Below are 21,995 nucleotides of genomic sequence, written 5' to 3' on the forward strand. Positions count from 1 at the left end.
CAGCCACCGGGCCAGGCACCACGACGTCGGCAAGACCGTCAAACGCGCCGAATCGATCAAAGAACACCAAGCCCGCCCACGTTAAACGCCAAGCTGAGACCGCGTCGGCGGACGGACCTCGTCCTCAGGCCCGTCCGCCGACCGGCGCCGCCTCCCCCAGCAGCACCTGCCGCACCACCCGTTCCGCGGCGCGCCCGTCGTCGTAAGGGCAGAACCGGGCCCGGAACGCGGCCCGAAGCGCCTCGTTCGCCGGGCTCCGCCAGCTGCCGTCGAGGAGGATCCGGGCCAGCTCCTCCGTGCTGGTGGAGACCGCCCCCGGGGTGTCGCCGGGTCTTCCGGACAGCAGATCGAAGCAGACCCCCCGGACCGTGCGGTACGTCTCCCAGTCGGGGGCGTGCACCACGATCGGACGGTCCAGATGGGCGTAGTCGAACATGACCGACGAGTAGTCCGTCACCAGCGCGTCCGCCGCCAGGCACAGTTCCTCGATCCGCGGATGGTCACAGACATCGAGGAGCGAGGGGTGCTCCGGCAGTCCGGCACCCTCGTAGAAGTAGTGGGCGCGGACCATCACCACGGTGTCCGGGTCGAGCGCCTCGCAGAGCCGCACCAGGTCCAGCCGGCTGGTGAAGGCCGCCTCGTAGTCGCGGTGCGTCGGCGCGTACAGCACGGCCCGCTGCCCAGGACGGATGCCGAGCCCCGCGCGGATCTCCGCGATCCGCTCGTCCGTCGCCGTCGCGAAGACGTCATTGCGCGGATAGCCCGCTTCGAGGGACCGCGCGGCGCCCGGGTAGGCACGGGCCCACACCTCGGTGGAGTGCGGATTGGCCGAGACGCTCCAGTCCCACCGGTCGACGCGCTGGAGCAGCCGGTCGAAGTTCAGCCCCTGGGCCGCCGCCGGATAGTCCTGCTGGTCGAGCCCCATGATCTTCAGCGGAGTGCCGTGATGGGTCATCACATGGATCTGGCCGGGCCGCTTGACCAGGTGATCGGGGAAGTTGACGTTGTTGAAGAAGTACGTGGCACGGGCCAGCACCTGCCAGTAGCGGCGGGTTCCCGGCACCACGTGGTCGATGCCCTCGGGCACCGTGCCCGCCTGGTTCCTCGCCACCACCCACACCCCGCGCACCTGCGGGGCCAGCTCCCGGGCCTTGCGGAAGACGGCCTCCGGATTGCAGCTCACCCCGCGGTTCCAGTACGCGGCGTAGACGGCGAGCCCGGGGTCCAGCGGAAGCCTCCGCTGCCACCAGTAGTAACGCGTGGACAGGGCGCGTCCGGCCCGCGCCCGGACCGCGCCGGGCGCCGCCCGCAGTCTCCGGCGCAGGGCCAGGACCGTGTCGAGGGCGGCGAGCGCGACATACCGGCCCTCGCTCATCAGTCTCGGCCGCAGCCCCTTGGCACCGGCCGGGAAGCGGTGCTCCTCGGGCCGGTGCGCCCGGTGGAAGGCCGCCACGGACCGTACGTAGCGCCTGCGTCGCCGGGTCACCACCGGGTACCCGGCGAGGAGTTCCGAGGCCGCCCGGTCGAAGAGCAGGGCCCGTACGGGACGCAGGGGCGGCCGGTCCCGGACGAACTCCATCAGACCGGCGTACGCGTCGACGAGCCGGTGGGGCGCGGAGCCGTCCGCCGCTTCGGGGCCGTCGGTCTCGACGGGCAGACCGCGCCGGCCGCGGTGCTCGACGCACGCGGTGGGGAGCACAGCGACGGATCCGGCGACGGCGAGGGTCTGGAGCGCGTACATCCGCTCCCCGTGCTGTCCGGGTCCGAACACCAGCTTCTCGCCCTCGTGAAGGGTGCGGCGCACGGCGCGGTTCCAGGAGACCGGCGCGATGTCCAGGAGTACGGGATGCCCGGCGAGGGGAAGTTGGTCCTCGGACAGCGCGCGGAGCAGCTCCAGAGACCGGGTCGGCCGGGGGCGGCCCCGGAACGGCCGCCGGTGATGGCCGAACAGCAGCAGTTCGGGGTCACCACAGGCCTCCAGCCGGTCGGCGACGGCCCGCAGGGCGCCCGGCAGCAGGACGAAGTTGCCCTCCAGGAAGAGGAGATAGTCGCCGACGGCCCGCTCGGCCCCGGCGTTGCGCCGCCCGTCCTGGCCGGCCCCCGGCGGCAGATGGACGACCTGCACCCGGCGGTCCCGTACGGCGAACTCGTCGAACAGCAGCCCCGATCCGTCCGGCGCACCGTCGTCGACCCCGATCACCTCGATGTCCGTGAACGACTGGGTGAGCACCGACTCCAGGCACTCGCGCAGCTGCCCTCGGGCGCGGCGGACGGGGATGATGACACTCAGCCGGGTCATACGGGCTCTTCCTCGGACTCTGTTCTCAGGGCAGGCGGGGCAGGCGGGGCAGGCGCGGCACGGGGGAGGGGGCGCGGTCAGGGGAGGTTGGTGGGGCGCGCCCCGGCGAGACCGAGGTCCGTGGCAGCCTGCCGGTCCCCGGGGAGCGGGGCGTGGGCGGGGACCGGGACCCGTGCCGGGTCGCCCGCCGCCGGTGCGGGCTGCCGCAGCGCCGGAGGGATCACCGGCGGACGCACGGCCGCCTCGCCCAGGAAGACCCGGCGCACCACCCGCTCCGCCGCGTACCCGTCGTCGTACGGACAGAAGCGCTGCCGGAACGCCTCGCGCTGCCGGGCGGAGCGGGCGCCGCACCAGTGGCCGGTCGCGAAGACGTCGAGCAGCTCGGCCTCGCTGTACGCGATCGCGCCGGGCGGGCAGGAGTGCAGGTCGAAGTAGGTGCCGCGGGCCGCCTCGTACGCCTCGCGGTCGCCGCAGTGGATGACGACGGGCCGGTCCAGGTTGGCGTAGTCGAACATCAGCGACGAGTAGTCCGTGATCAGCGCGTCGGAGGCGAGCGCCAGGGCCTCGACGGACGGATGGCCGCTGACGTCGACGACCCGCGGATGCGGCTCGCGGACCGGCTGGCCCCCGTACGAGTAGTGGGCGCGGGCCAGGATCACGAAGCCCGGACCGAGGTCCCGTGCCACGCGTGCCAGGTCGAGCACGGAGTGCTGGTCGCGCCGGTAGTCGCGGTGCGTGGGCGCGTACAGCAGGGCCAGGGCGCCCTCGGGGACGCCGATCGTCTCGCGCAGCCGCGCCACGTCGTCGGCGGTGGCCCGCTGGTAGATGTCATTGCGCGGCGAGCCGTACTCCAGCGTCGCGCAGCTCGCGGAGGCCGACGGATAGGCCTTCTCCCAGACGAGGGTGGAGTGCCGGTTCGCGGAGAGGGAGTAGTCCCACTTGTCGACGTTGGCGAGCAACTGCCCGAAGTCCGTCCCGCGGGCCGCCGCCGGCCGGTCCTGAAGGTCCAGGCCCATGGTCTTGAGCGGGGTGCCGTGATGGGTCTGGACCAGCACCTGGCCGCGCCGCTTGACCAGCCGGCGGTCGAAGTTGACGTTGTTCACCAGATAGCCGGAGCGGGCCAGCGCCCGCCAGTAGCCGTACGTCCCGGGGGTGATGCCGCGCGTCCCGGTGGGCACGGTGTGCGCGTCCTCGGGGCGGCAGATCCAGGCGGTCCGCAGCCCGGGGACCAGTTCGCGGGCCTTCGCCTCGATCGCCGCCGGGCTGCAGGCGTAGCCGCGGTGCCAGTACGCGGCGAACACCGCCCGGTCCCGCTGGACGGGCAGCCGCAACTGGACGCGGTAGTACGCCTGGAGGGCGGCGGCCCGCAGTACCCGGCGGACGGCCGCGGTGACCCTCCGCAGCCGTCTGTGCAGCACCTGCGCCGTCCACAGCGCGCGGTAGGTACGGCGCGCGCCCAGCCGGATCAGGCCGTGGCGCAGCCGGGCGCGGAGCGTGGCGGGGGCGCCGGGGGTGCGGTAGCGGGCGCAGTGGGCGCGGGCGCGGCGGAAGAACTCGGCGTGGCTGCCGCGCGGCAGCCTGCCCCGGGCGGTGAACAGCGTGCAGAAGTGGTCGAGCATCCTGCGGTGGATCAACGGCCGCCAGGGCGCGAGCCGGGGGCGGGAGTCGATGAACGCGAAGACCCGGTCGTACTGTTCGAAGATGTCGAAGTGCTTGCGACTGGTGGTGGCCAGGATGTTGCCCCGGCGCCGCTGCCGGTAGCCGACGCACACCCGGTCGAGCACCGCGATCGAGCGGGCGGCCATCAGCACCGGGTAGGTCCAGGGTGTGTCCTCGTAGTAACCGGACGGGAAGGCGAACTTCTCGGCCTCGACGAACTCGCGGCGGTACGCCTTGTTCCAGACGACCATCAGGACCTTCAGCAGCCCCGGCCGGTCGGCGAGCGTGAAGGTGGCGGGTCCGGTCTGGGCGAGGTGCTCGGCGAAGGTGTTGCGCACGCTCTCGCCCGTCCAGTACGTGCGGGCGTAGTCGTAGACCAGGACGTCGGGTTCCGCGGTCTCCTCGATCCGGTCGGCGACGGCCCGCAGGGCGCCGGGGGTGAGGGTGTCGTCGCTGTCCAGGAAGATCAGGTAGTCGCCGGTGGCCTGCGCGATCCCGGCGTTCCGGGCCCGGCCCAGGCCCACGTTCTCCGGCAGGTGCAGGGCCCGCACCCGGCCGTCGCGGGCGGCGAACTCGTCGATGACGGCGCCACAGGCATCGGGCGAGCAGTCGTCCACCGCGATGAGCTCGAAGTCCTCGAACGACTGCGTCAGCACCGAGTCCAGGCTCTCGTGCAGATACGCCTGAACCCGGTACGCGGGCACGATGACACTGAACCGGGGCACAACACATCCATGGGTCGTTCGCAGCGCGGGCGGGCGGTCCGCAAACGGCCGATGGAGTGACGGAGTTACGTCAAAATGTGGCAAACCTGTGAAACAGCAGGTGGGGTGGCCCTGTTGCGGTGAACAGGACCACCCCGTGTTGACGTACTGCTGTGCGCGAACTACTTCACCGCGCCCGCCATCACGCCGGAGACGAACTGGCGCTGGAAGGCGAAGAAGACCGCCAGCGGAATCACCATCGACACGAAGGCGCCGGGCGCCAGCACATCGATGTTGTTGCCGAACTGCCGTACCTGCTGCTGCAGGGCCACGGTGATCGGCGGGGAGTCGGAGTCCGCGAAGATCAGCGCGACCAGCATGTCGTTCCACACCCAGAGGAACTGGAAGATCCCCAGCGAGGCGATCGCCGGACCGCCGAGCGGCATCACGACCCGGGTGAAGAGCCGGATCTCGCCGGCCCCGTCGAGCCGGGCCGCTTCCAGCAGTTCCCTCGGGATCTCCGCGAAGAAGTTCCGCAGCAGGAAGATCGCGAAGGGCAGACCGAAGGCCGTGTGGAAGATGACCACGCCGAAGGTCGTCTCGAAGATCCCGACTGCGCCGAAGAGCTTGGACACCGGGACCAGAGCCACCTGGACCGGCACCACCAACAGCCCCACGACCACCAGGAACCACCAGTCGCGACCGGGGAAGTCCATCCATGCGAAGGCGTATCCGGCCAGTGAACCGATCACGACGACCAGGACGGTCGCCGGGACGGTGATCATGACGGTGCTGAGGAGGGAGTGGGTGATGGTCGAATTGTCCAGCAGTCGGGAGTAGTTGTCGAAGGTGAGCTGGGAGGGGGCCGTGAAGATCTTCCACCAGCCGCTCGACGCGATGTCGTCCGCGCCGCGCAGCGAGGAGAGCAGCAGCCCGACGGTCGGCATCAGCCAGAACAGGCCCACCAGGATGAGGAAGACCCGCATCACGCCGCCGCCGGCGCGGGCGGCGATGCGTGCTCCGAGGGACCGCTCGGCCTTCACCGGTGCGGTACCGGCCGTCGTGCTCGCGGTCGTGGCCGAGGCTGTCGTCATCGGCGCCCCTCCTTCCGGATCCGGCGGATGTTGACGTACATCACCGGGAGTACCAGCAGCAGCAGGAGTACGGCGATGGCGCTGCCGATCCCGAGGTCGGCGTCCGTGCCGAACGAGGAGCGGTAGAGCTGGAGCGCCAGCACGTTCGCGTCGGCCAGCGAGGAGCCCGGTGAGATGATGAAGACCAGGTCGAAGACCTTCAGGACGTTGATCATCAGCGTGACCAGCACCACCGAGAGAACGGGCGCGAGCATCGGCACCGTGATCCGGCGGAACACCTGCCACTCGTTCGCGCCGTCCACCCGGGCCGCTTCGAGGAGTTCACGCGGCAGACCGGCCAGGCCCGCGGCGATCAGCACCATCGCGAACCCGGCCCACATCCAGACGTAGGAGCCGATGATCGCCGGTGTGACGAGCGTCGGGCCGAGCCACTCGACCCCGTTGTACGGCTCCTTGAAGTTCGATGCGGGGAGCCGGAGTTCGGCACCATCGGCCGAGGCGGGCAGGGTGAACGTGCCGTCCGCGCCCGCGGTCGCCGAGGCGACCACCTTGCCGTCCTTGACCGCTTCGACCTTGATGCCCTTGAGCCCCAGCTCCTTGGCGTCGATGACATTCGGCCTGCCGCCGCCGCCGTTGGTGAAGTCCAGCCACGCGGTACCGGTGATCTTCCCGGACGTCGCCGCGGCGGCCTTCGCCGGCTTCGCGTCCGTCGGCATCTTCGCCGGTGCCACACCGACCAGCGGCAGTTGGACCGGCTGTCCGGCCCGCACCGGCACCTTGGTGACGAACGAGCCGCCGCCGCCCGCCTTGAGCGGATGGACGGGCAGCGGATGCGCCTTCGGATAGCTCGCCGACTCGGCGAAGGTGTCGTGCACACCCACCCATACGGCGTTGGCGACCCCGCGCTCCGGGGCCTGGTCGTACACCAGCCGGAAGATGATGCCGGCGGCGAGCATGGAGATCGCCATCGGCATGAAGACGATCAGTTTGAACGCCGTACCCCAGCGGATCCGTTCCGTCAGCACCGCGAAGATCAGCCCGAGGACCGTGGAGACCGTCGGGGCGAACACGACCCAGATCGCGTTGTTCTTGATCGCCGTGCGGATGGTGTCGTCCGTGAACAGCGCCTTGTAGTTGTCGAGTCCGGCGAAGCCCGTACCCGCCTGGTCGAAGAACGACCGGTACACGGAGTACACGATCGGATAGACCACGAGCGCGCCGAGCAGCACCAGCGCGGGCGCCAGGAAGAGCGCGGCGATGATCCGACGGGTGCCGGTCACACTCCTGAGTCCGCGCTTCGGGCCACTGGCCGGGGCATCGGACGGCTTCCTGGGCGCGGGTACCGACGGCTGTCCGGACGGATGCTTGTCGGCGGGGGGCACCGCGTCGGCGCCCCCCGCTGCGGCTGTCGTCATCCCGTCAGCTCTTGTACGCCTTGGCCGCGTCGGACTCCAGCTTCGCTTGAGTCCCGGAGATGTCCTTCGGGTTCTTCAGGAAGTCCTGGAGGGTCTTCCACTCGCCCTTCCCGGGCGTCCCGCCGAACGACTGCGGAGCCTGGTCGGACATGTCGAACCGGACCGCGTCACCCGCCGAGATCAGCGCCTTCGCCATCGTGCGCTGCACCTCGTTCGGATACGCGGCGGCGTCCAGGGCCTTGTTCGGCGAGATGAAACCGCCCTGCTCGGCCATGATCTTCGCGGCGTCGGTCGAGGCCAGCCAGGTCAGCAGGGCCTGCGCGCCCTTGCCGTCCTTCAGGGCCACCGCCGCGTCGCCGCCCGTCACGACGGGGGACTCGGCGCCGACCGCCGGGAACGGGAACACCTTGGCGTCCGTCCCGATCTTCGCCTTCGTCTGCGCGATGTTGACGGCCACGAAGTCGCCCTCGTAGACCATCGCGGCCTTCGGCTGGTCACCGCCGGTGAAGGTCTGGGTGACCGAGGCCGGGAACTCCGTCTGCAGCGCGCCATCGGCGCCGCCCGCGATCAGTGACGGCTTGCCGAAGAGCTGCGCGAGCGTGGTCAGCGCGTCCTTGACGGACGGGTCCGTCCACTTGATCGTGTGCTGGGCCAGCTGGTCGTACTTCTCCGGGCCCGCCTGGGAGAGATAGATGTTCTCGAACCAGTCGGTGAGGGTCCAGCCGTCCGCGCCACCGACCGAGACCGGGGTGACACCCGAGGCGGAGACCGTCTCCGCCGTCGCCAGGAAGTCCTTCCAGGTCTTCGGCTCGGACGCGCCCGCGTTCTCGAACGCCTTGGCGTTGTACCAGATCAGGGACTTGTTGGCGGCCTTGAAGTAGACGCCGTACTGGGTGCCGTCCACCGCGCCGAGGTCCTGCCAGACCTGCGAGTAGTTCTTGGCCAGCTGGGCCTTGGCCTCGGGGCCGACCGGCTTGGCCCACTTCTTCTGCGCGGCCTGCTGGATCGCGCCGACCTGCGGGATCATCGCGACGTCCGGCGGCTGACCTCCCGCGATCTTCGTACCGAGGAAGTTGACGATCGGGTCCTGCGCCGGGACGAAGGAGACTGTCGCCCCCGTGCGCTTCTCGAACTCCTTGAGGACCTTGACGAAGTTGGCCTGCTCGGCTCCGGTCCAGACCGCCGCGACCGAGAGCTTCTCGCCGTCCAGCTTCGGCAGGGCGACGCTCGACGAGCTCCCCTTGCCGTTCCCGGAGCTCTTTTCCGGCTTGCCCTTTCCACTGTCGCCGTCGTCACTGCAACCGGTGAGGGCCAGTGCGCCGATGGCGCTGAACACCACGGCGGCCCTGCTGATCCGAAGGGTTGTGCGCATAGCTTCCCCGTCTCTCACATCGTCGTGTGCGCACAGTCCTACGCCCGGTGCACGGGCGCCACAATACCGCTCCCTGCGTCAACTCCTTGATCGTAATGGGCTCGTGACGTGATGTCAGTGCATGTACGGATCGGGCATACCTCAGGAGCGAACGGGCCCGAACGGGGCTATCGGCTCCGCTTCGACCGACCGGGCCGCCCGCTCCAGCGCACTGGCGAGCAGCGCCAGGTCCGTCGGGCCGTTGCCCAGCTCCCGGACCGGGCGCCGGGTGGGCGGATCGCCCATCCGTTCCCACTCCAACGGCACGACGGTGGGGCGCAGCGTCGCCGTACGCGGAATGCGTCCCGTCACCCTGCCGCCCTGGAACGGCGTCACCCGCCCGTCCGGATGACCGAGCCGGCCACGGCCGGGCGCCGGGTCCTCCGGCGAGGGCGGCACGGCCGGCGCATCCAGCACGATGCGCAGCCGGGCCCCGTGGGTCAGATCCGTGTCTTCCGTACGGTCCGGGCGGGCGGACGTCGCGACCAGGTGGACGCCGAGCCGGCCGCCCTCCCGGGCCACCGCCTCCAGCGCCCGCACGACGGAACCGGCGGCCGGCCGGCCGGGACTGCCGAGCGCCGGGGCGACCAGCGCGTCGAAGTCGTCGACCAGGACGACGAGCCGGGGCAGCGGGGAGGGCCCGGGGCGCACGGACCGCGCCGCCGCGGGCCGCAGCCGGAGCGTCCCGCTCATCGGCGAGTCCACGTCGCCCCGCTGCTCCGCGGCCGTCGGCGGCCGCTGACCGACCATTCGCTGCGCCACCTCGTGGTGGTGGTGCCACTCGGTGAAGTCGGACGAGCCGAGCAGTTCGGCCCGCCGCTTCAGCTCACCGCCCAGCGCCTGCGCGAACTCGCGCATCCGCACCGGATCGGAGGCCACCAGGTGCGCGAACGCGTGCGGGAGTTCGGCGCACGGGCCGAGGCTCTCCCCGCGCTCGCCCCCGGCGCCGTCGACCAGCAGTATGCCCAGCAGGTCGGGCCGGGCGGCCGCGGCCAGTGAGGCGGCGACGGCCCGCAGCAGCTCCGTACGTCCGCTGCCGGGCGGCCCCTCGATGAGGAGATGGGGGCCCTCCTCCGCCAGGTCCACACTGACCGGGCCCCGGGGCCCGGCCCCGAGCACCACGACGGGTCGCCCGGTGGCCACGGCGGCGGTGCCTTCGGCGGGGGCGGCGGCGGGCGTGCCCGTGCCGGTGTCCGCGGCGGCATGTCCGGCCGCCGCCGCGCCCTCGGCGGTCCGCGCCGCGATCCGGGGCGTGTCGCCGTCGCGCGGTCCGCTCACCCGGTTCGGGGTGCGCCCGGACCCGGCCGAACGGAGACCGCCGGCCTCCTGGACGTCGCCACCGCCCCGGAACTCCGGCCCGGGAGCGGTGTGGGAGCCCGGGGTGTTCCCGGGCGAGCCGCCGTAGTGCCCGCCGCCGACCCGGGGGGCGGCGGTGCCGGGGTACGGGCTGCGCCCGGAGCCACGGGTGTCGTGGGCGTCGTCGCCCGCGAGGCCGTGGCCCGGTGTGCCGACGTGCGTGGCGGTCTCGCTGCCGGGATACGGGGTGCGGCCCGAACCGGGGACGTATCCGCCCACGCCGTCCGGTGCCGAGCGCTGGGCGCCCACGCGGGGGGTCGCGCCGCGCGGGTGCTCCGTACGGCCCGGACCGCGGGCGTCCGCGGCCGTACCTCCACCGGCCGCACCTCCCGGCCCGCCCGTCCAGCGGCCCGGACCGCGGGCCGTGGCGCCGGGCTGGTCGTCCGCGGTGGAGGCCCAGCGGGCCATCAGGGAGGCCGGAGTGGCGCGCGCCAGGCCCAGCTCGTCCAGCAGCCGGGCGGTCGGCGGGAGCGCGACCGACGCGGATCGGCCGTGGGTCGTGGCCGAACCCTCCGTGCGCAGCGGCGCCAGCGCCCGGCCGAACCGGTCGGCCCAGTGCGCCGACACCGCGTCCACCGCGGCGACGGTGCCACGGCCCGCGGCCCGGCCGTCCGCGGTACGCAGCAGTCGCAGGGCCGTCGCCACATCGCCGCTCAGTATCGCCACCGCCCCGCACTCGCGGAACGCGATCGAGGCGTGGCAGGCGGCCTCGTACGTCGCCGCGACCGGTGAGGTGGGTGTGGCGGCCGGGGTCTGCGCCAGACAGATCAGATGGATTCCGGCGGCCGAGCCCGCGGCGGCCAGCCGGGCGGTGGTCTCGCGCAGCGCCGCCGAACCGGGGTCGCCGTCGACGATCACCACGGTGTAGGGCCCGGTGTACCGCTCGGCGGCCTCGGCGACCGTGCTCCGGTCCAGACTCGCCCAGCCGGGCCCGAGCGGCCCCTCGTCCAGCCGGCGCACCAGCTCCGTCGTACGGGCGACGGCCTGCTCGCGGTCGTACGCGAGGAGCAGCCGGCAGTCCTGGCCGTGCATCGGCCGCAGATGGGGCAGCCAGCCCAGCCAGGCCCACTCGCGCCTGCGCTCGTCCGCGCCGCGCGCGCGGTCCGTGCTGATCAGCACGATCTCCAGGTCGGCGGGGGAGTGCAGCGCGGCGAGCTGCGCCACCGTCGAACGGGCGAGTCCGGCCAGCCGCGTCCGCGGCCCGGCGAGCCCGAGGGAACCGGCCTCCCGCAGCCCCACGGTCACCGGTACGGCGGGCAGCTCGGCCCGGTCCGTCGTGCCCAGGCGCACCACGAGCGCCTCCGGGTGCGCGGTGCCGCGCTCCCAGAGCCGGGGGCCGGGGCCGAGCGCGGTCAGCAATACGGCCGCGGGGTCGGGCCAGCTGCTCGACGCGGCGGACCCGGGTGGCGCCAGGGGGCCGTCGGACGGGTACGGCGGCCCGGCCTCCCCCGTCCCGTCGGGTGTCGCCTCGTGGACCGGCTCGCCCTTGTTGCCCGCGAATCTGCGCGCCCAGGCGCCTATCCCACCCCGCCGGGGCGACTCCTCGCCCATGGACCGGGGGGAGCGCTCGGCGGGGGACCGGCGGCGGGTGTCGGTGTGCCCGCCGTCGCCGCTTCCGTACGCGTGAGGGTCGTCGGCCTCTTCCTGGGGGGCGGGCCCGGAGCCGGGGGACACGCCCTGGGCGTACGCGTGGCCGGAGCCGTACGCCTCGGGGTCGCCATCGGCACCGGCCGTGCCGGACACCCGCAGATGCCCCTCGCCGTCCGGGGCCGTCGCCAGCGTCGGCGTACGGGCGCCGGAGGTCAGCCGGAGCGTCGACTCGCCGAGCCGCAGCAGCGCGCCGGGATCCAGGCGGACCGGGCGGTCGCGGACCTCCATGCCGTCGAGCAGGGTGCCGTTGGTGGAACCCAGGTCCGCGACCGAGACCAGACCGTCCGCCGAGACCGTCACCGCGCAGTGCAGCCGGGACACGTCGGGGTCGTCGAGCGGGACGTCCGCGTCGGCGGAGCGGCCGATCCGGATCCGGCCACCGTGCAGCAGATGGACGCCGCCGGCGTCGGGCCCCGCGATCACGTGCAGCTGCGCCGGAACGGAGTCGTCCGCCGCCTCGTCCTCGCCCGGGACCTGGAGCGAGAGCACGGCTCCGTCGACCAGCGGGGGCTCACCCAGCGCGCACCGCTGCGCGTCCAGCCGCTCACGCCCGGCGAACAGCACCACCGCACCGCTGCCGAGCGAGCCGTCGGGCCCGGAGACCGCTGCCGCCAGGGGGGACGCCACAGTGGCGAGCGCCGTCCCCGACGGGGCGGTGACCAGCACGTCGCAGGCGCGCGCCGGGGTCTGGCCGCTGCGCGGCGCGAGGACGGTCAGCCGGATCTGCATCGCCGTCAGCGGTCCCTTCTGCGCGGGGCGCCGGGCAGGGGAAAGGCCCTGTGATTCCCCCCACCCGACACGGACGCGTCGTCCGGTACAGGTTCGTCACATGCCGCAGGGCTCCCGACCCCACAGTCCTGTGCTGAAGGCATCCTCGCACCTGCCACTGACAACACGCCCGGGGGTCGCCGCTAAGTGATCTTGAAACGTCTGCTGTGCGCCCATAAGTGCCTGCTTGGAAGGTTCTCCGCGGCGGCGGAACCGGTCCGGGAGAGTGGCCGGAACGCGTCGTACAGGTGTGCGGCAACCATGGGCCCGATGTGAGCGTCTTGTTCCGCGACCGGTCCGGCACCTCCTCGGGAGGCGCCGGGGCCCGGCGGGCGGAGCCGGCGACGATCACCGGGCGGATCGGCTCGACCCCGTCGGCCGCCCCGCGTCGGGGCCTGCCGACGGACCGCCGTCCGTCGTGCGTGCCGGGCGCCGCACGGCAGCCCTCCGGACGGCGGCGGCAGTTTGACGACAGGCCCTAGAGTGGGCCGGAACTCCCGGACCGATCCGGGAGCACCGCAAGCACCACGATCAGCAGGGAGCGCATGACGTGCGGCCGGTAGGCAGCAAGTACCTGCTCGAGGAGCCGCTGGGACGCGGCGCCACGGGCACCGTCTGGCGTGCCCGCCAGCGGGAGACCGCAGGCGCCGAGGCGGCCGTGGCCGGCCAGCCCGGCGAGACCGTGGCGATCAAGGTCCTGAAGGAGGAGCTCGCCAACGACGCGGACGTCGTGATGCGGTTCCTGCGCGAGCGCTCCGTGCTGCTCCGGCTCACCCACGAGAACATCGTGCGCACCCGCGACCTGGTCGTCGAGGGCGATCTCCTCGCCCTCGTCATGGATCTGGTCGACGGCCCCGACCTGCACCGCTACCTCCGTGAGAACGGCCCGCTCACCCCGGTCGCCGCCGCGCTGCTCACCGCCCAGATCGCGGACGCGCTCGCCGCCAGTCACGCCGACGGCGTCGTCCACCGCGACCTGAAGCCCGCCAACGTCCTGCTCGACGAGCGCAACGGCGGGATGCGCCCGATGCTCACGGACTTCGGCATCGCGCGGCTGGCCGACTCCCCGGGGCTCACCCGGACCCATGAGTTCGTCGGCACGCCCGCCTATGTGGCGCCCGAGTCCGCCGAGGGCCGCCCGCAGACCTCCGCCGTCGACATCTACGGCGCGGGCATCCTGCTGTACGAGCTGGTCACCGGCCGCCCGCCGTTCTCCGGTGGCACCGCCCTCGAAGTCCTGCACCGGCACCTCAGCGAGGAGCCCCGCCGCCCCACCACCGTCCCGGCGCCGCTCTGGACGGTCATCGAGCGCTGCCTGAGCAAGGACCCGGACCGGCGGCCCAGCGCCGAGAACCTGGCCCGCGCGCTGCGCACCGTCGCGGCCGGCATCGGGGTGCACGCCAGTGCCGCCCAGATCGCGGCGGCCGACGGCGTGGGCGCCCTGCTCGCACCCGACCCGGCGCCCGCGGCCGTTCCGCAGACGCCCGGCGCGGCCGACCCGACGCAGGTGTTGCCGAGCAACGCGGGCTCGTACGATCCGAACGCCGCGACCAGCGTCATGCAGCACGCCCCCGGCCAGGGCTCGGGCGGGCACGCCGACCCGACCTCGGTCCTGCCGCCCGTACCGCCGCGCCCGGACGGCGCTCCGCAGCCCGAGGACCCGCACCCCTGGCAGTCCCAGCTCCGGGCGGCCCGTGACCGCAATGAGCAGACGCAGGTCCAGTACCTCGACCCGAACCAGGACCCGCTGCGCCGCCGTCCCCAGCGGCCCCAGCCGCAGACTCAGCAGCCACCGCGGCGTCCGCAGTACCAGCAGCCGCCGCAGCAGTACTCCCAGCCCCAGCAGTATCAGCCGCAGCACCAGCCCCAACAGCAGTACCAGCGGCAGCAGTACGCGCCCCCGCAGCAGCCGCCGCCCCAGCAGCCCGCCCCGAGGCAGCCGCGCGAGCCCAGGCAGCGCAGCGCCAACCCGATGAGGATCCCCGGACTCGGCTGCCTCAAGGGCTGCTTGTTCACGCTGGTCCTGCTCTTCGTCGCGGGCTGGCTGATCTGGGAACTGACCCCGCTGCAGGACTGGATCGGCCAGGGCAAGAGCTACTGGCAGGCGATCAGTGACGCCGTCTCCACCGTGACCGACTGGGTCTCGGAACTGGGCGGCAGCCGCGGCCCCTGAGTGGCCGACACATCATCAACTCTGTAGCTAAATCGACTTCTGCGGGCCAGTTTCCATCTCATTTCGCCCGCAGAAGTGAGGGTTGGCGCCATCCCGGGCACTCAACACCCCGATCGACGCGTAACTTTGTCGACCGGGGGTCATGAGCGACGGTCCATCGCCAGCCGCTGAGGGAGCAGTCTTGGCACGGAATATCGGCAGCCGGTACACCGCCCACCAGATCCTGGGGCGCGGCAGCGCCGGCACGGTGTGGCTCGGCGAGGGGCCCGAGGGCCCGGTGGCCATCAAGCTGCTCCGCGAGGACCTCGCGTCCGACCAGGAGCTCGTGGGCCGCTTCGTCCAGGAGCGCACCGCGCTGCTCGGCCTGGACCATCCCCATGTCGTCGCCGTCCGCGACCTCGTGGTGGACGGCAACGACCTGGCGCTGGTCATGAACCTGGTCCGCGGCACGGACCTGCGTACCCGCCTTGACCGGGAACGCCGTCTCGCGCCCGAGGCCGCCGTCGCGATCATCGCGGACGTCGCGGACGGTCTGGCCGCCGCGCACGCGGCCGGAGTGGTCCACCGTGACGTCAAGCCGGAGAACATCCTGCTCGACATGGAGGGCCCGCTCGGCCCCGGCGGCTCGCACCCCGCGCTGCTCACCGACTTCGGCGTGGCCAAACTGATCGACACCCCGCGCCGCACCAAGGCCAGCAAGATCATCGGCACGCCGGACTATCTGGCCCCCGAGATAGTCGAGGGCCTCCCGCCCCGCGCCGCTGTGGACATCTACGCCCTCGCCACGGTCCTGTACGAACTCCTCGCCGGCTTCACACCGTTCGGCGGCGGACACCCCGGCGCGGTCCTGCGCCGCCACGTCACGGAGACGGTCGTCCCGCTCCCCGGCATCCCCGAGGAGCTCTGGCAGCTCCTGGTCCAGTGCCTGGCCAAGGCCCCGGCCTCCCGGCTGCGCGCCTCCGAGCTGGCGGCCCGGCTGCGCGAGCAGCTCCCGCAGCTGGCCGGCATCCCGCCGCTGGACGTGGACGAGCCGGACGCCGAACCGGAGCCCCGGACGTACGACGAGCAGCAGTACACCCCCGCGCCCGAGGAACCCCGCCGCCGCGGCGCGGTCCCGCTGGTCCCCGGCTCGTCCACCGACTCCAACCGCGACACCCACACGAGCATGCGTGTGCCGGCCCCCGACGAACTCTCCGGCGGCCCCCGGGGCACGGCCAGGGCCCCGCGCGCGCCGGGCAGGCCCCGCCCCGGCTCGGCCCGCAACAAGTCCGCGGCGGTCCGCAAGCGCCGTCTGACGCTGGGCGCCGCGGCACTGGTGCTGGTGGTGGCCCTCGGCGTGGGCGGCCGGCTGGCGCTGGACGGCGACGGGACGGACGCGCCCGCGCAGGACACGAAGAGCTCGGCGCCGGGAACACCCTGACCGGAGCGCCCCCACGGGGCGGTTCCGGGGCCGGGCGGCCCCCTCGGCAGCAGGGGTCGCAAAGGCGCGCGGCCCGTCGCCGAGTCGTGATCATGCGGCCCGAGGAATGTCCGCGCCGACAGCCGTTACGCTGGACCCGTGGCAGTCGTCGATATTTCCGAAGAGCTGAAGTCCCTCTCCTCGACCATGGGGTCGATCGAGGCCGTCCTGGACCTGGATGCGCTGAGGGCGGACATCGCCGCGCTCGAGGAGCAGGCGGCCGCTCCCTCCCTCTGGGACGACCCGGAGGCGGCGCAGAAAATCACCAGCAAGCTTTCGCACCTCCAGGCCGAGGTCCGCAAGACCGAGGCCCTCCGCGGCCGGATCGACGATCTTGAGGTCCTCTTCGAGCTCGCCCAGGACGAGGGCGACGCCGATGCCCTCGCCGAGGCCGAGTCCGAGCTGGAGTCGGTCAAGAAGGCGCTGGACGAGATGGAGGTCCGTACGCTTCTCTCCGGCGAGTACGACGCCCGCGAGGCCCTGGTCAACATCAGGGCCGAGGCCGGCGGCGTCGATGCCGCCGACTTCGCCGAGAAGCTCCAGCGCATGTACGTCCGCTGGGCCGAGCGGCACGGCTACAAGACCGAGGTCTACGAGACGTCGTACGCGGAAGAGGCCGGCATCAAGTCGACCACCTTCGCCGTCCAGGTGCCGTACGCCTACGGCACGCTCTCCGTCGAGCAGGGCACCCACCGGCTCGTCCGGATCTCGCCCTTCGACAACCAGGGCCGTCGCCAGACGTCCTTCGCGGGTGTCGAGGTGCTGCCCGTGGTCGAGCAGACCGACCACATCGAGATCGACGAGTCCGAGCTCCGCGTCGACGTGTACCGCTCGTCGGGTCCGGGCGGCCAGGGCGTCAACACCACGGACTCCGCGGTGCGCCTGACCCACCTCCCGACCGGCATCGTCGTCTCCTGTCAGAACGAGCGCTCGCAGATCCAGAACAAGGCGTCCGCGATGAACGTCCTCCAGGCGAAGCTCCTTGAGCGCCGCCGCCAGGAGGAGCAGGCCAAGATGGACGCCCTCAAGGGCGACGGCGGCAACTCCTGGGGCAACCAGATGCGCTCGTACGTCCTGCACCCGTACCAGATGGTCAAGGACCTGCGTACAGAGTTCGAGATGGGCAACCCGGAAGCGGTCTTCAACGGCGAGATCGACGGCTTCCTGGAGGCGGGCATCCGCTGGCGCAAGCAGCGGGAGAAGTAGGCGGGCCGCGGAGGCCTGTTCCTGTCCTCTGCACCTTGCTTCTGTTTCTTGCGGCGGTGCCGGAATCCCCACGGGTTCCGGCACCGCCGTTTTCGTCGGGGGCGGTACGGAGCGGCTCCGAAGGGGAGTTGGGCCTCCGAGTTGCGCAGACGCCGTGGCGAGTGCGTCACAGTCGTGATGCTGAATGAAGGTCAACTGCGAGCAAACCGGTTCACATTGCCCGGAACGGCCTTGACGTAGTCCTTAACTCTGGACAGGGTGCTAGAGCAGCATGCGTATGTCTGGGACGGGTGTGAACGGGGGCGGGCGGTATGGCCACGACTCGATGTGGCGCCGTTCGGAGCGAACCCCGCAGAGCCGGGGCCCGCATATGGCTGCTCCACTGACGAGAACAGCTACTGGGGGTAGCAGCAGATGACCAAGAAGACGCGAGTACGCGTCGCGCGGATAGCCGCGGGTGCGGTGATCGCCGCGGGCGCCTCGCTCACCGCTGCCGGTGCGGCGTCGGCCGTCGGCCTCGACGTCAACGTCGGCGGTCTCTCCGCGAAGGCTCACGTCGACGAAGGCGGCCTGGGTGTCGACGCCGACCTGAACGGTTCGGAGGGCGGCTCCGAGGGCGGCTCCGAGGGCGGCTCCGAGGGCGGCTCCGAGGGCGGCTCCGAGGGCGGTGAACTCGGCGGTGTCGACATCGGCGGTCAGTCGACCGGCTCGTCCGGTTCGGAGGGCTCGTCCGGTACCGAGGGTTCGTCGGGTACGGAGGGTTCGTCCGGTACCGAGGGTTCGTCGGGTACGGAGGGTTCGTCCGGTTCGGAGGGTTCGTCGGGTACGGAGGGTTCGTCCGGTTCGGAGGGTTCGTCGGGTACGGAGGGTTCGTCCGGCACCCAGGGCTCCTCGGGCAGCCAGGGCTCGTCGGGCACGTCCGGCACGTCGGGTACGTCCGGCACGTCGGGCACGTCGGGCACGTCGGGCACGTCGGGTACGTCCGGCACGTCGGGCACGTCCGGTACCACCGGTAACGCCTCCTCCGGCACCACCGGTGGCGACGCCAACACCTGCACCGTCGACCTCGACGGTGCGAAGTGCGCGGACAACACCACCCCCGACTCGGCGGGCAACCAGCCGGTCGAGCAGGGCAAGGGCAAGGACGAGCTCGCCGAGACCGGTGCTGCCGAGACCACGTTCCTGCTGGTCGGCGCCGCGACGATGATTGCCGGAGGCATCGGCTTCCGGATCCTGCCGCGCCTGATGAACGGCCGTACGGTCGCCTAGGGGCTTTCGTCCGGATCGGGCCGCCCGGCAAGGTCCGAACGAGAGGCCCTGAGGGCCGCCTGCGGCACATGTACGCACAGAGGGGCCCGGGATGCCGGTCGGCATCCCGGGCCCCTCCGCGTACACGCACACGCTTCCGCAGACGGACGGCCTCGACTGCGCGCTCCGGTGCTACACGGTTTGGTGCGCCAGCAGCGCCAGCGCCCCCAGCAGCACCACCAGCAGGGCTACCAACGTCACGGGGCTCAGCCCGGCGAAGATTCCCTGTCCCTGCTCCTGCTGCAGCCGCTCACGGCTGGCCCGGCACACGGGGCAGCGGCCCTCGTTCACGGGCGCCGCGCAGTTTGCGCACACCAGACGGTCATAGGTCATGCGCTTTCCTCCTCCCGCGCGGCGGAGCCGCATACGCCTTCACTCCGCACAACGCTCATGGAAACGCATCCGTTCCCCCTACCACTGTGCCAGCTCGCGCGGATTTCGGCGCGGCCCGCCGGGCATCACCCGATCCGTAGGGCTTCGGCCCACTGCCGACCAGTGCCGTTCCGCCATAAAACGCCCATCCTCGGATGCGCGCCTGCACGCCTCAGTCCGGTTCGCGTATGGTCACGCACACCTACTCCCGGCCGACCGTGGTGCATCCGTGATCCGATTCGACAACGTCTCCAAGACCTACCCGAAGCAGAGCCGTCCCGCTCTACGGGATGTGTCTCTCGATATCGAGAAGGGCGAGTTCGTCTTCCTGGTGGGCTCCTCCGGCTCCGGCAAGTCCACCTTCATGCGACTCATCCTCCGTGAAGAGCGCGCCAGTCAGGGCATGGTCCATGTCCTGGGCAAGGACCTCGCGCGCATGTCCAACTGGAAGGTGCCGCACATGCGCCGCCAGCTGGGCACGGTGTTCCAGGACTTCCGGCTCCTCCCCAACAAGACCGTTGCGGAGAACGTGGCGTTCGCGCAGGAGGTCATCGGCAAGCCGCGCGGTGAGATCCGTAAGGCGGTGCCCCAGGTTCTCGACCTGGTCGGCCTCGGCGGCAAGGAGGACCGGAGGCCCGGCGAGCTCTCCGGTGGTGAGCAGCAGCGCGTGGCGATCGCGCGGGCGTTCGTGAACCGCCCCATGCTGCTGATCGCGGACGAGCCGACCGGCAACCTCGACCCGCAGACCTCCGTGGGCATCATGAAGCTGCTGGACCGGATCAACCGGACCGGTACCACCGTGATCATGGCGACCCACGACCAGAACATCGTCGACCAGATGCGCAAGCGCGTCATCGAGCTGGAGCAGGGCCGTCTCGTTCGCGACCAGGCCCGCGGCGTCTACGGCTACCAGCACTGAGCACCGAGCACTGAAAGGACGCCATGCGCGCCCAGTTCGTCCTGTCGGAGATCGGCGTCGGCCTCCGTCGCAACCTCACGATGACCTTCGCCGTCGTCGTCTCCGTCGCCCTCTCGCTCGCCCTGTTCGGCGGCGCGCTGCTCATGCGCGAGCAGGTCAGCACGATGAAGGACTACTGGTACGACAAGGTCAACGTCTCGATCTTCCTCTGCAGCAAGAGTGATGTGACCTCCACGCCCAAGTGCGCCAAGGGCGCCGTCACCACGGAGCAGAAGAAGGAGATCGAGGCCGATCTCCACAAGATGGACGTCGTCCAGACGGTCACGTACGAGTCTGCCGACCAGGCGTACAAGCACTATCAGCAGCAGTTCGGCGACTCGCCCATGGCGAGCAACATCACGCCGGACCAGATGCAGGAGTCGTTCCGGGTCAAGCTCCACGACCCGAAGAAGTACAAGGTCGTCGCCACCGCCTTCGCCGGCCGTGACGGGGTCCAGTCCGTCCAGGACCAGAGATCCATCCTGGACAACCTCTTCCAGCTGATGAACGGCATGAACGTGGCCGCCCTCTTCGTGATGGCGCTGATGCTGGTCATCGCGCTGATGCTGATCGTGAACACCGTCCGGGTGTCCGCGTTCAGCCGACGGCGTGAAACCGGCATCATGCGGCTCGTCGGCGCCTCCGGCTTCTACATCCAGATGCCGTTCATCATGGAGGCCGCGTTCGCCGGCCTCATCGGCGGTGTGCTCGCCTGCGTGATGCTGCTGGCCGGCCGGTACTTCCTGATCGACGGCGGCCTGGCACTGCAGAGCAAGCTGAATCTGATCGACTTCATCGGCTGGGACGCGGTCTTCACCAAGCTGCCCCTGGTCCTGGCGATCGGTCTGCTGATGCCCGCCGTTGCCGCTCTCTTCGCGCTCCGCAAGTACCTGAAGGTGTGACAAGCGCCCCTGCGGCGCACGGCCAACCGGCCGTGCGCCGCAGGGGCGTTGTCCTAGACTCGACGCCATGTCGGGTCCCGCGCAGTGTTTCGGGCCCCGCGGTGTGCGCCGCGGGGCGGCCCTGACTTTGGTCTTCGCGAGTGTGCTGGCCACCGCGGCGGCCACCGGCTCCCTGCCGCGCGGCGGCGCGAAGTCCCCGGAACCGGCGACCCGTTCCGTCGCCGCCACCCTCGACGGCGACGAGGTGGCCGCCGCCGCCGCACGGGCCGTGGCCGACGGCAAGTCCGGCAAGAAGGCGGCCGAGGAAGCCGTCAGCCGCAGTGGCGACCGCTGGGGCGCGGTCTACGACGAGCAGCAGTACGAGGAGTTCGAGCAGGCCCTCGACGGCTCGTACACCGGCGTCGGGATCTCCGCCAGGCGCTCCGCCGACGGACTGGTCGAGGTGGCCCGGGTCCAGCCCGGCGGCCCCGCCGAGCGGGCCGGCATCGAGCCGGGCGACCTGCTCCGTACCGTCGACGGCCACCGGGTCGACAAGCGCCCCGTCTCCGAGGTCGTCGCCCTGTTGCGCGGAGACCGTACGGAGGCGGCCGCCGGTACCACCGTCGCGCTGGGGGTCCAGCGGGGCGCCGCGCTGCGGACCGAGACGTTGCGCCGAGCCGAACTCACCACCGAGGCCGTCACCGTGCGGCGGATCGGACCGGACCGTTCCGATTCCTCCGCAGCTGTGCTGATCGAGGTCGACTCGTTCACCAGGGGCTCGGGCGCGAAGGTGCGCGACGCGGTCCGGGACGCACCGGCGCGCGCCGGAGTGCTCCTCGATCTCCGGGGCAACTCCGGCGGCCTGGTCACCGAGGCCGTCACCGCCGCCTCCGCCTTTCTGGACGGCGGCCTGGTCGCCACGTACGACGTGCACGGCGAGCAGCGCGCGCTCTACGCGCAGCCGGGCGGCGACACCGTCCGCCCGCTCGTCGTCCTCGTCGACGGCGGCACGATGAGCGCGGCCGAACTCCTCACCGGCGCGCTCCAGGACCGGGGCCGCGCCGTCACCGTCGGATCGCGCACCTTCGGCAAGGGATCGGTCCAGATGCCCAGCAAGCTCCCGGGCGGTTCGGTAGCCGAGCTGACCGTGGGCCACTACCGCACCCCGGCGGGTCGTGGGGTCGACGGCCGCGGCATCACCCCCGACCTCGCGGTCGGCTCCGGGGCCGAGCGGCGGGCCGAGACGGTATTGAGTGGCCTCGGGGGTGGGTCGTAGTGCGAA

At 71.9% G+C, this 21,995-nt stretch carries 14 protein-coding genes; 7 read left to right on the forward strand and 7 right to left on the reverse strand.

Annotated elements, in window-relative coordinates:
* Window positions 1–124 precede the first annotated feature (124 nt).
* From ABZ826_RS31895 to ABZ826_RS31920, 6 genes are all read right to left on the reverse strand, one after another.
* Window positions 125–2,299, reverse strand: coding sequence for a bifunctional glycosyltransferase family 2 protein/CDP-glycerol:glycerophosphate glycerophosphotransferase (locus tag ABZ826_RS31895; protein WP_361456075.1), 2,175 nt, complete (start codon window positions 2,297–2,299; stop codon window positions 125–127).
* Window positions 2,300–2,376: 77 nt separating this feature from the next.
* The gene (locus ABZ826_RS31900; RefSeq protein WP_361456078.1) at window positions 2,377–4,683 is read right to left on the reverse strand and encodes a bifunctional glycosyltransferase family 2 protein/CDP-glycerol:glycerophosphate glycerophosphotransferase; all 2,307 of its coding nucleotides are present in this window, start codon (window positions 4,681–4,683) and stop codon (window positions 2,377–2,379) included.
* A 161-nt stretch (window positions 4,684–4,844) separates the two neighbouring features.
* On the reverse strand, window positions 4,845–5,756 hold the full coding sequence (locus ABZ826_RS31905; RefSeq protein ID WP_361456081.1) for a carbohydrate ABC transporter permease: 912 nt from the start codon (window positions 5,754–5,756) through the stop codon (window positions 4,845–4,847).
* Entirely contained in the window at window positions 5,753–7,171 is a 1,419-nt protein-coding gene (locus tag ABZ826_RS31910; RefSeq protein ID WP_361456084.1) for a sugar ABC transporter permease, read from the reverse strand. The genes ABZ826_RS31905 and ABZ826_RS31910 overlap by 4 nt, the downstream gene beginning before the upstream one ends.
* Before the next feature lie 4 nt (window positions 7,172–7,175).
* Entirely contained in the window at window positions 7,176–8,543 is a 1,368-nt protein-coding gene (locus ABZ826_RS31915; RefSeq protein ID WP_361456087.1) for an ABC transporter substrate-binding protein, read from the reverse strand.
* A 141-nt stretch (window positions 8,544–8,684) separates the two neighbouring features.
* Complete coding sequence (locus ABZ826_RS31920; protein ID WP_361456090.1) at window positions 8,685–12,317, reverse strand: FtsK/SpoIIIE domain-containing protein; 3,633 nt, start codon at window positions 12,315–12,317, stop codon at window positions 8,685–8,687.
* Window positions 12,318–12,906: 589 nt separating this feature from the next.
* Between ABZ826_RS31920 and ABZ826_RS31925 the strand changes: the two genes are divergently transcribed.
* The 4 genes from ABZ826_RS31925 (at window position 12,907) to ABZ826_RS31940 (ending at window position 18,463) form a co-directional block, all read left to right on the forward strand.
* The gene (locus ABZ826_RS31925) at window positions 12,907–14,529 is read left to right on the forward strand and encodes a serine/threonine-protein kinase (RefSeq protein WP_361456093.1); all 1,623 of its coding nucleotides are present in this window, start codon (window positions 12,907–12,909) and stop codon (window positions 14,527–14,529) included.
* A 181-nt stretch (window positions 14,530–14,710) separates the two neighbouring features.
* Window positions 14,711–15,949, forward strand: a complete 1,239-nt coding sequence (locus ABZ826_RS31930; RefSeq protein WP_361456096.1) for a serine/threonine-protein kinase — start codon at window positions 14,711–14,713, stop codon at window positions 15,947–15,949.
* A gap of 138 nt (window positions 15,950–16,087) precedes the next feature.
* Window positions 16,088–17,194 (forward strand): peptide chain release factor 2, encoded by a 1,107-nt coding sequence (prfB, locus tag ABZ826_RS31935; RefSeq protein ID WP_361456099.1) that lies wholly within the window; start codon window positions 16,088–16,090, stop codon window positions 17,192–17,194.
* Window positions 17,195–17,608: 414 nt separating this feature from the next.
* On the forward strand, window positions 17,609–18,463 hold the full coding sequence (locus ABZ826_RS31940; RefSeq protein ID WP_361456102.1) for a hypothetical protein: 855 nt from the start codon (window positions 17,609–17,611) through the stop codon (window positions 18,461–18,463).
* A 171-nt stretch (window positions 18,464–18,634) separates the two neighbouring features.
* Here the strand turns inward: ABZ826_RS31940 and ABZ826_RS31945 are convergent, their stop codons facing one another.
* Window positions 18,635–18,835 carry a hypothetical protein gene (locus ABZ826_RS31945; RefSeq protein WP_361456105.1) on the reverse strand — a complete coding sequence of 67 codons (201 nt, stop codon included), beginning with the start codon at window positions 18,833–18,835 and terminating at the stop codon, window positions 18,635–18,637.
* 268 nt (window positions 18,836–19,103) lie between these two features.
* On the opposite strand from ABZ826_RS31945, the gene ftsE reads away from it, so the two are divergent.
* The 3 genes from ftsE (at window position 19,104) to ABZ826_RS31960 (ending at window position 21,989) form a co-directional block, all read left to right on the forward strand.
* Window positions 19,104–19,793: a cell division ATP-binding protein FtsE gene (gene ftsE, locus ABZ826_RS31950; RefSeq protein ID WP_361456107.1), complete on the forward strand. Its 690-nt coding sequence runs from the start codon at window positions 19,104–19,106 to the stop codon at window positions 19,791–19,793.
* Between the two features lie 23 nt (window positions 19,794–19,816).
* Window positions 19,817–20,734 carry a permease-like cell division protein FtsX gene (gene ftsX, locus ABZ826_RS31955; protein ID WP_361456110.1) on the forward strand — a complete coding sequence of 306 codons (918 nt, stop codon included), beginning with the start codon at window positions 19,817–19,819 and terminating at the stop codon, window positions 20,732–20,734.
* A gap of 67 nt (window positions 20,735–20,801) precedes the next feature.
* Entirely contained in the window at window positions 20,802–21,989 is a 1,188-nt protein-coding gene (locus ABZ826_RS31960) for a S41 family peptidase (protein ID WP_361456114.1), read from the forward strand.
* The last annotated feature ends 6 nt before the right edge of the window (window positions 21,990–21,995 follow it).

Source organism: Streptomyces sp. NPDC047515 (assembly GCF_040643055.1).
In the GTDB taxonomy this organism is placed as follows: Bacteria; Actinomycetota; Actinomycetes; order Streptomycetales; family Streptomycetaceae; genus Streptomyces.

Excerpts from the sequence above, each read along its gene's own strand:
- ABZ826_RS31895 (WP_361456075.1), bottom strand. The coding sequence starts at position 2,299 with ATGACCCGGCTGAGTGTCATCATCCCCGTCCGCCGCGCCCGAGGGCAG.
- ABZ826_RS31905 (WP_361456081.1), bottom strand. The coding sequence starts at position 5,756 with ATGACGACAGCCTCGGCCACGACCGCGAGCACGACGGCCGGTACCGCA.
- ABZ826_RS31910 (WP_361456084.1), bottom strand. The coding sequence starts at position 7,171 with ATGACGACAGCCGCAGCGGGGGGCGCCGACGCGGTGCCCCCCGCCGAC.
- ABZ826_RS31915 (WP_361456087.1), bottom strand. The coding sequence starts at position 8,543 with ATGCGCACAACCCTTCGGATCAGCAGGGCCGCCGTGGTGTTCAGCGCC.
- ABZ826_RS31920 (WP_361456090.1), bottom strand. The coding sequence starts at position 12,317 with ATGCAGATCCGGCTGACCGTCCTCGCGCCGCGCAGCGGCCAGACCCCG.
- ABZ826_RS31940 (WP_361456102.1), top strand. The coding sequence starts at position 17,609 with ATGACCAAGAAGACGCGAGTACGCGTCGCGCGGATAGCCGCGGGTGCG.
- ABZ826_RS31945 (WP_361456105.1), bottom strand. The coding sequence starts at position 18,835 with ATGACCTATGACCGTCTGGTGTGCGCAAACTGCGCGGCGCCCGTGAAC.
- ftsX (WP_361456110.1), top strand. The coding sequence starts at position 19,817 with ATGCGCGCCCAGTTCGTCCTGTCGGAGATCGGCGTCGGCCTCCGTCGC.
- ABZ826_RS31960 (WP_361456114.1), top strand. The coding sequence starts at position 20,802 with ATGTCGGGTCCCGCGCAGTGTTTCGGGCCCCGCGGTGTGCGCCGCGGG.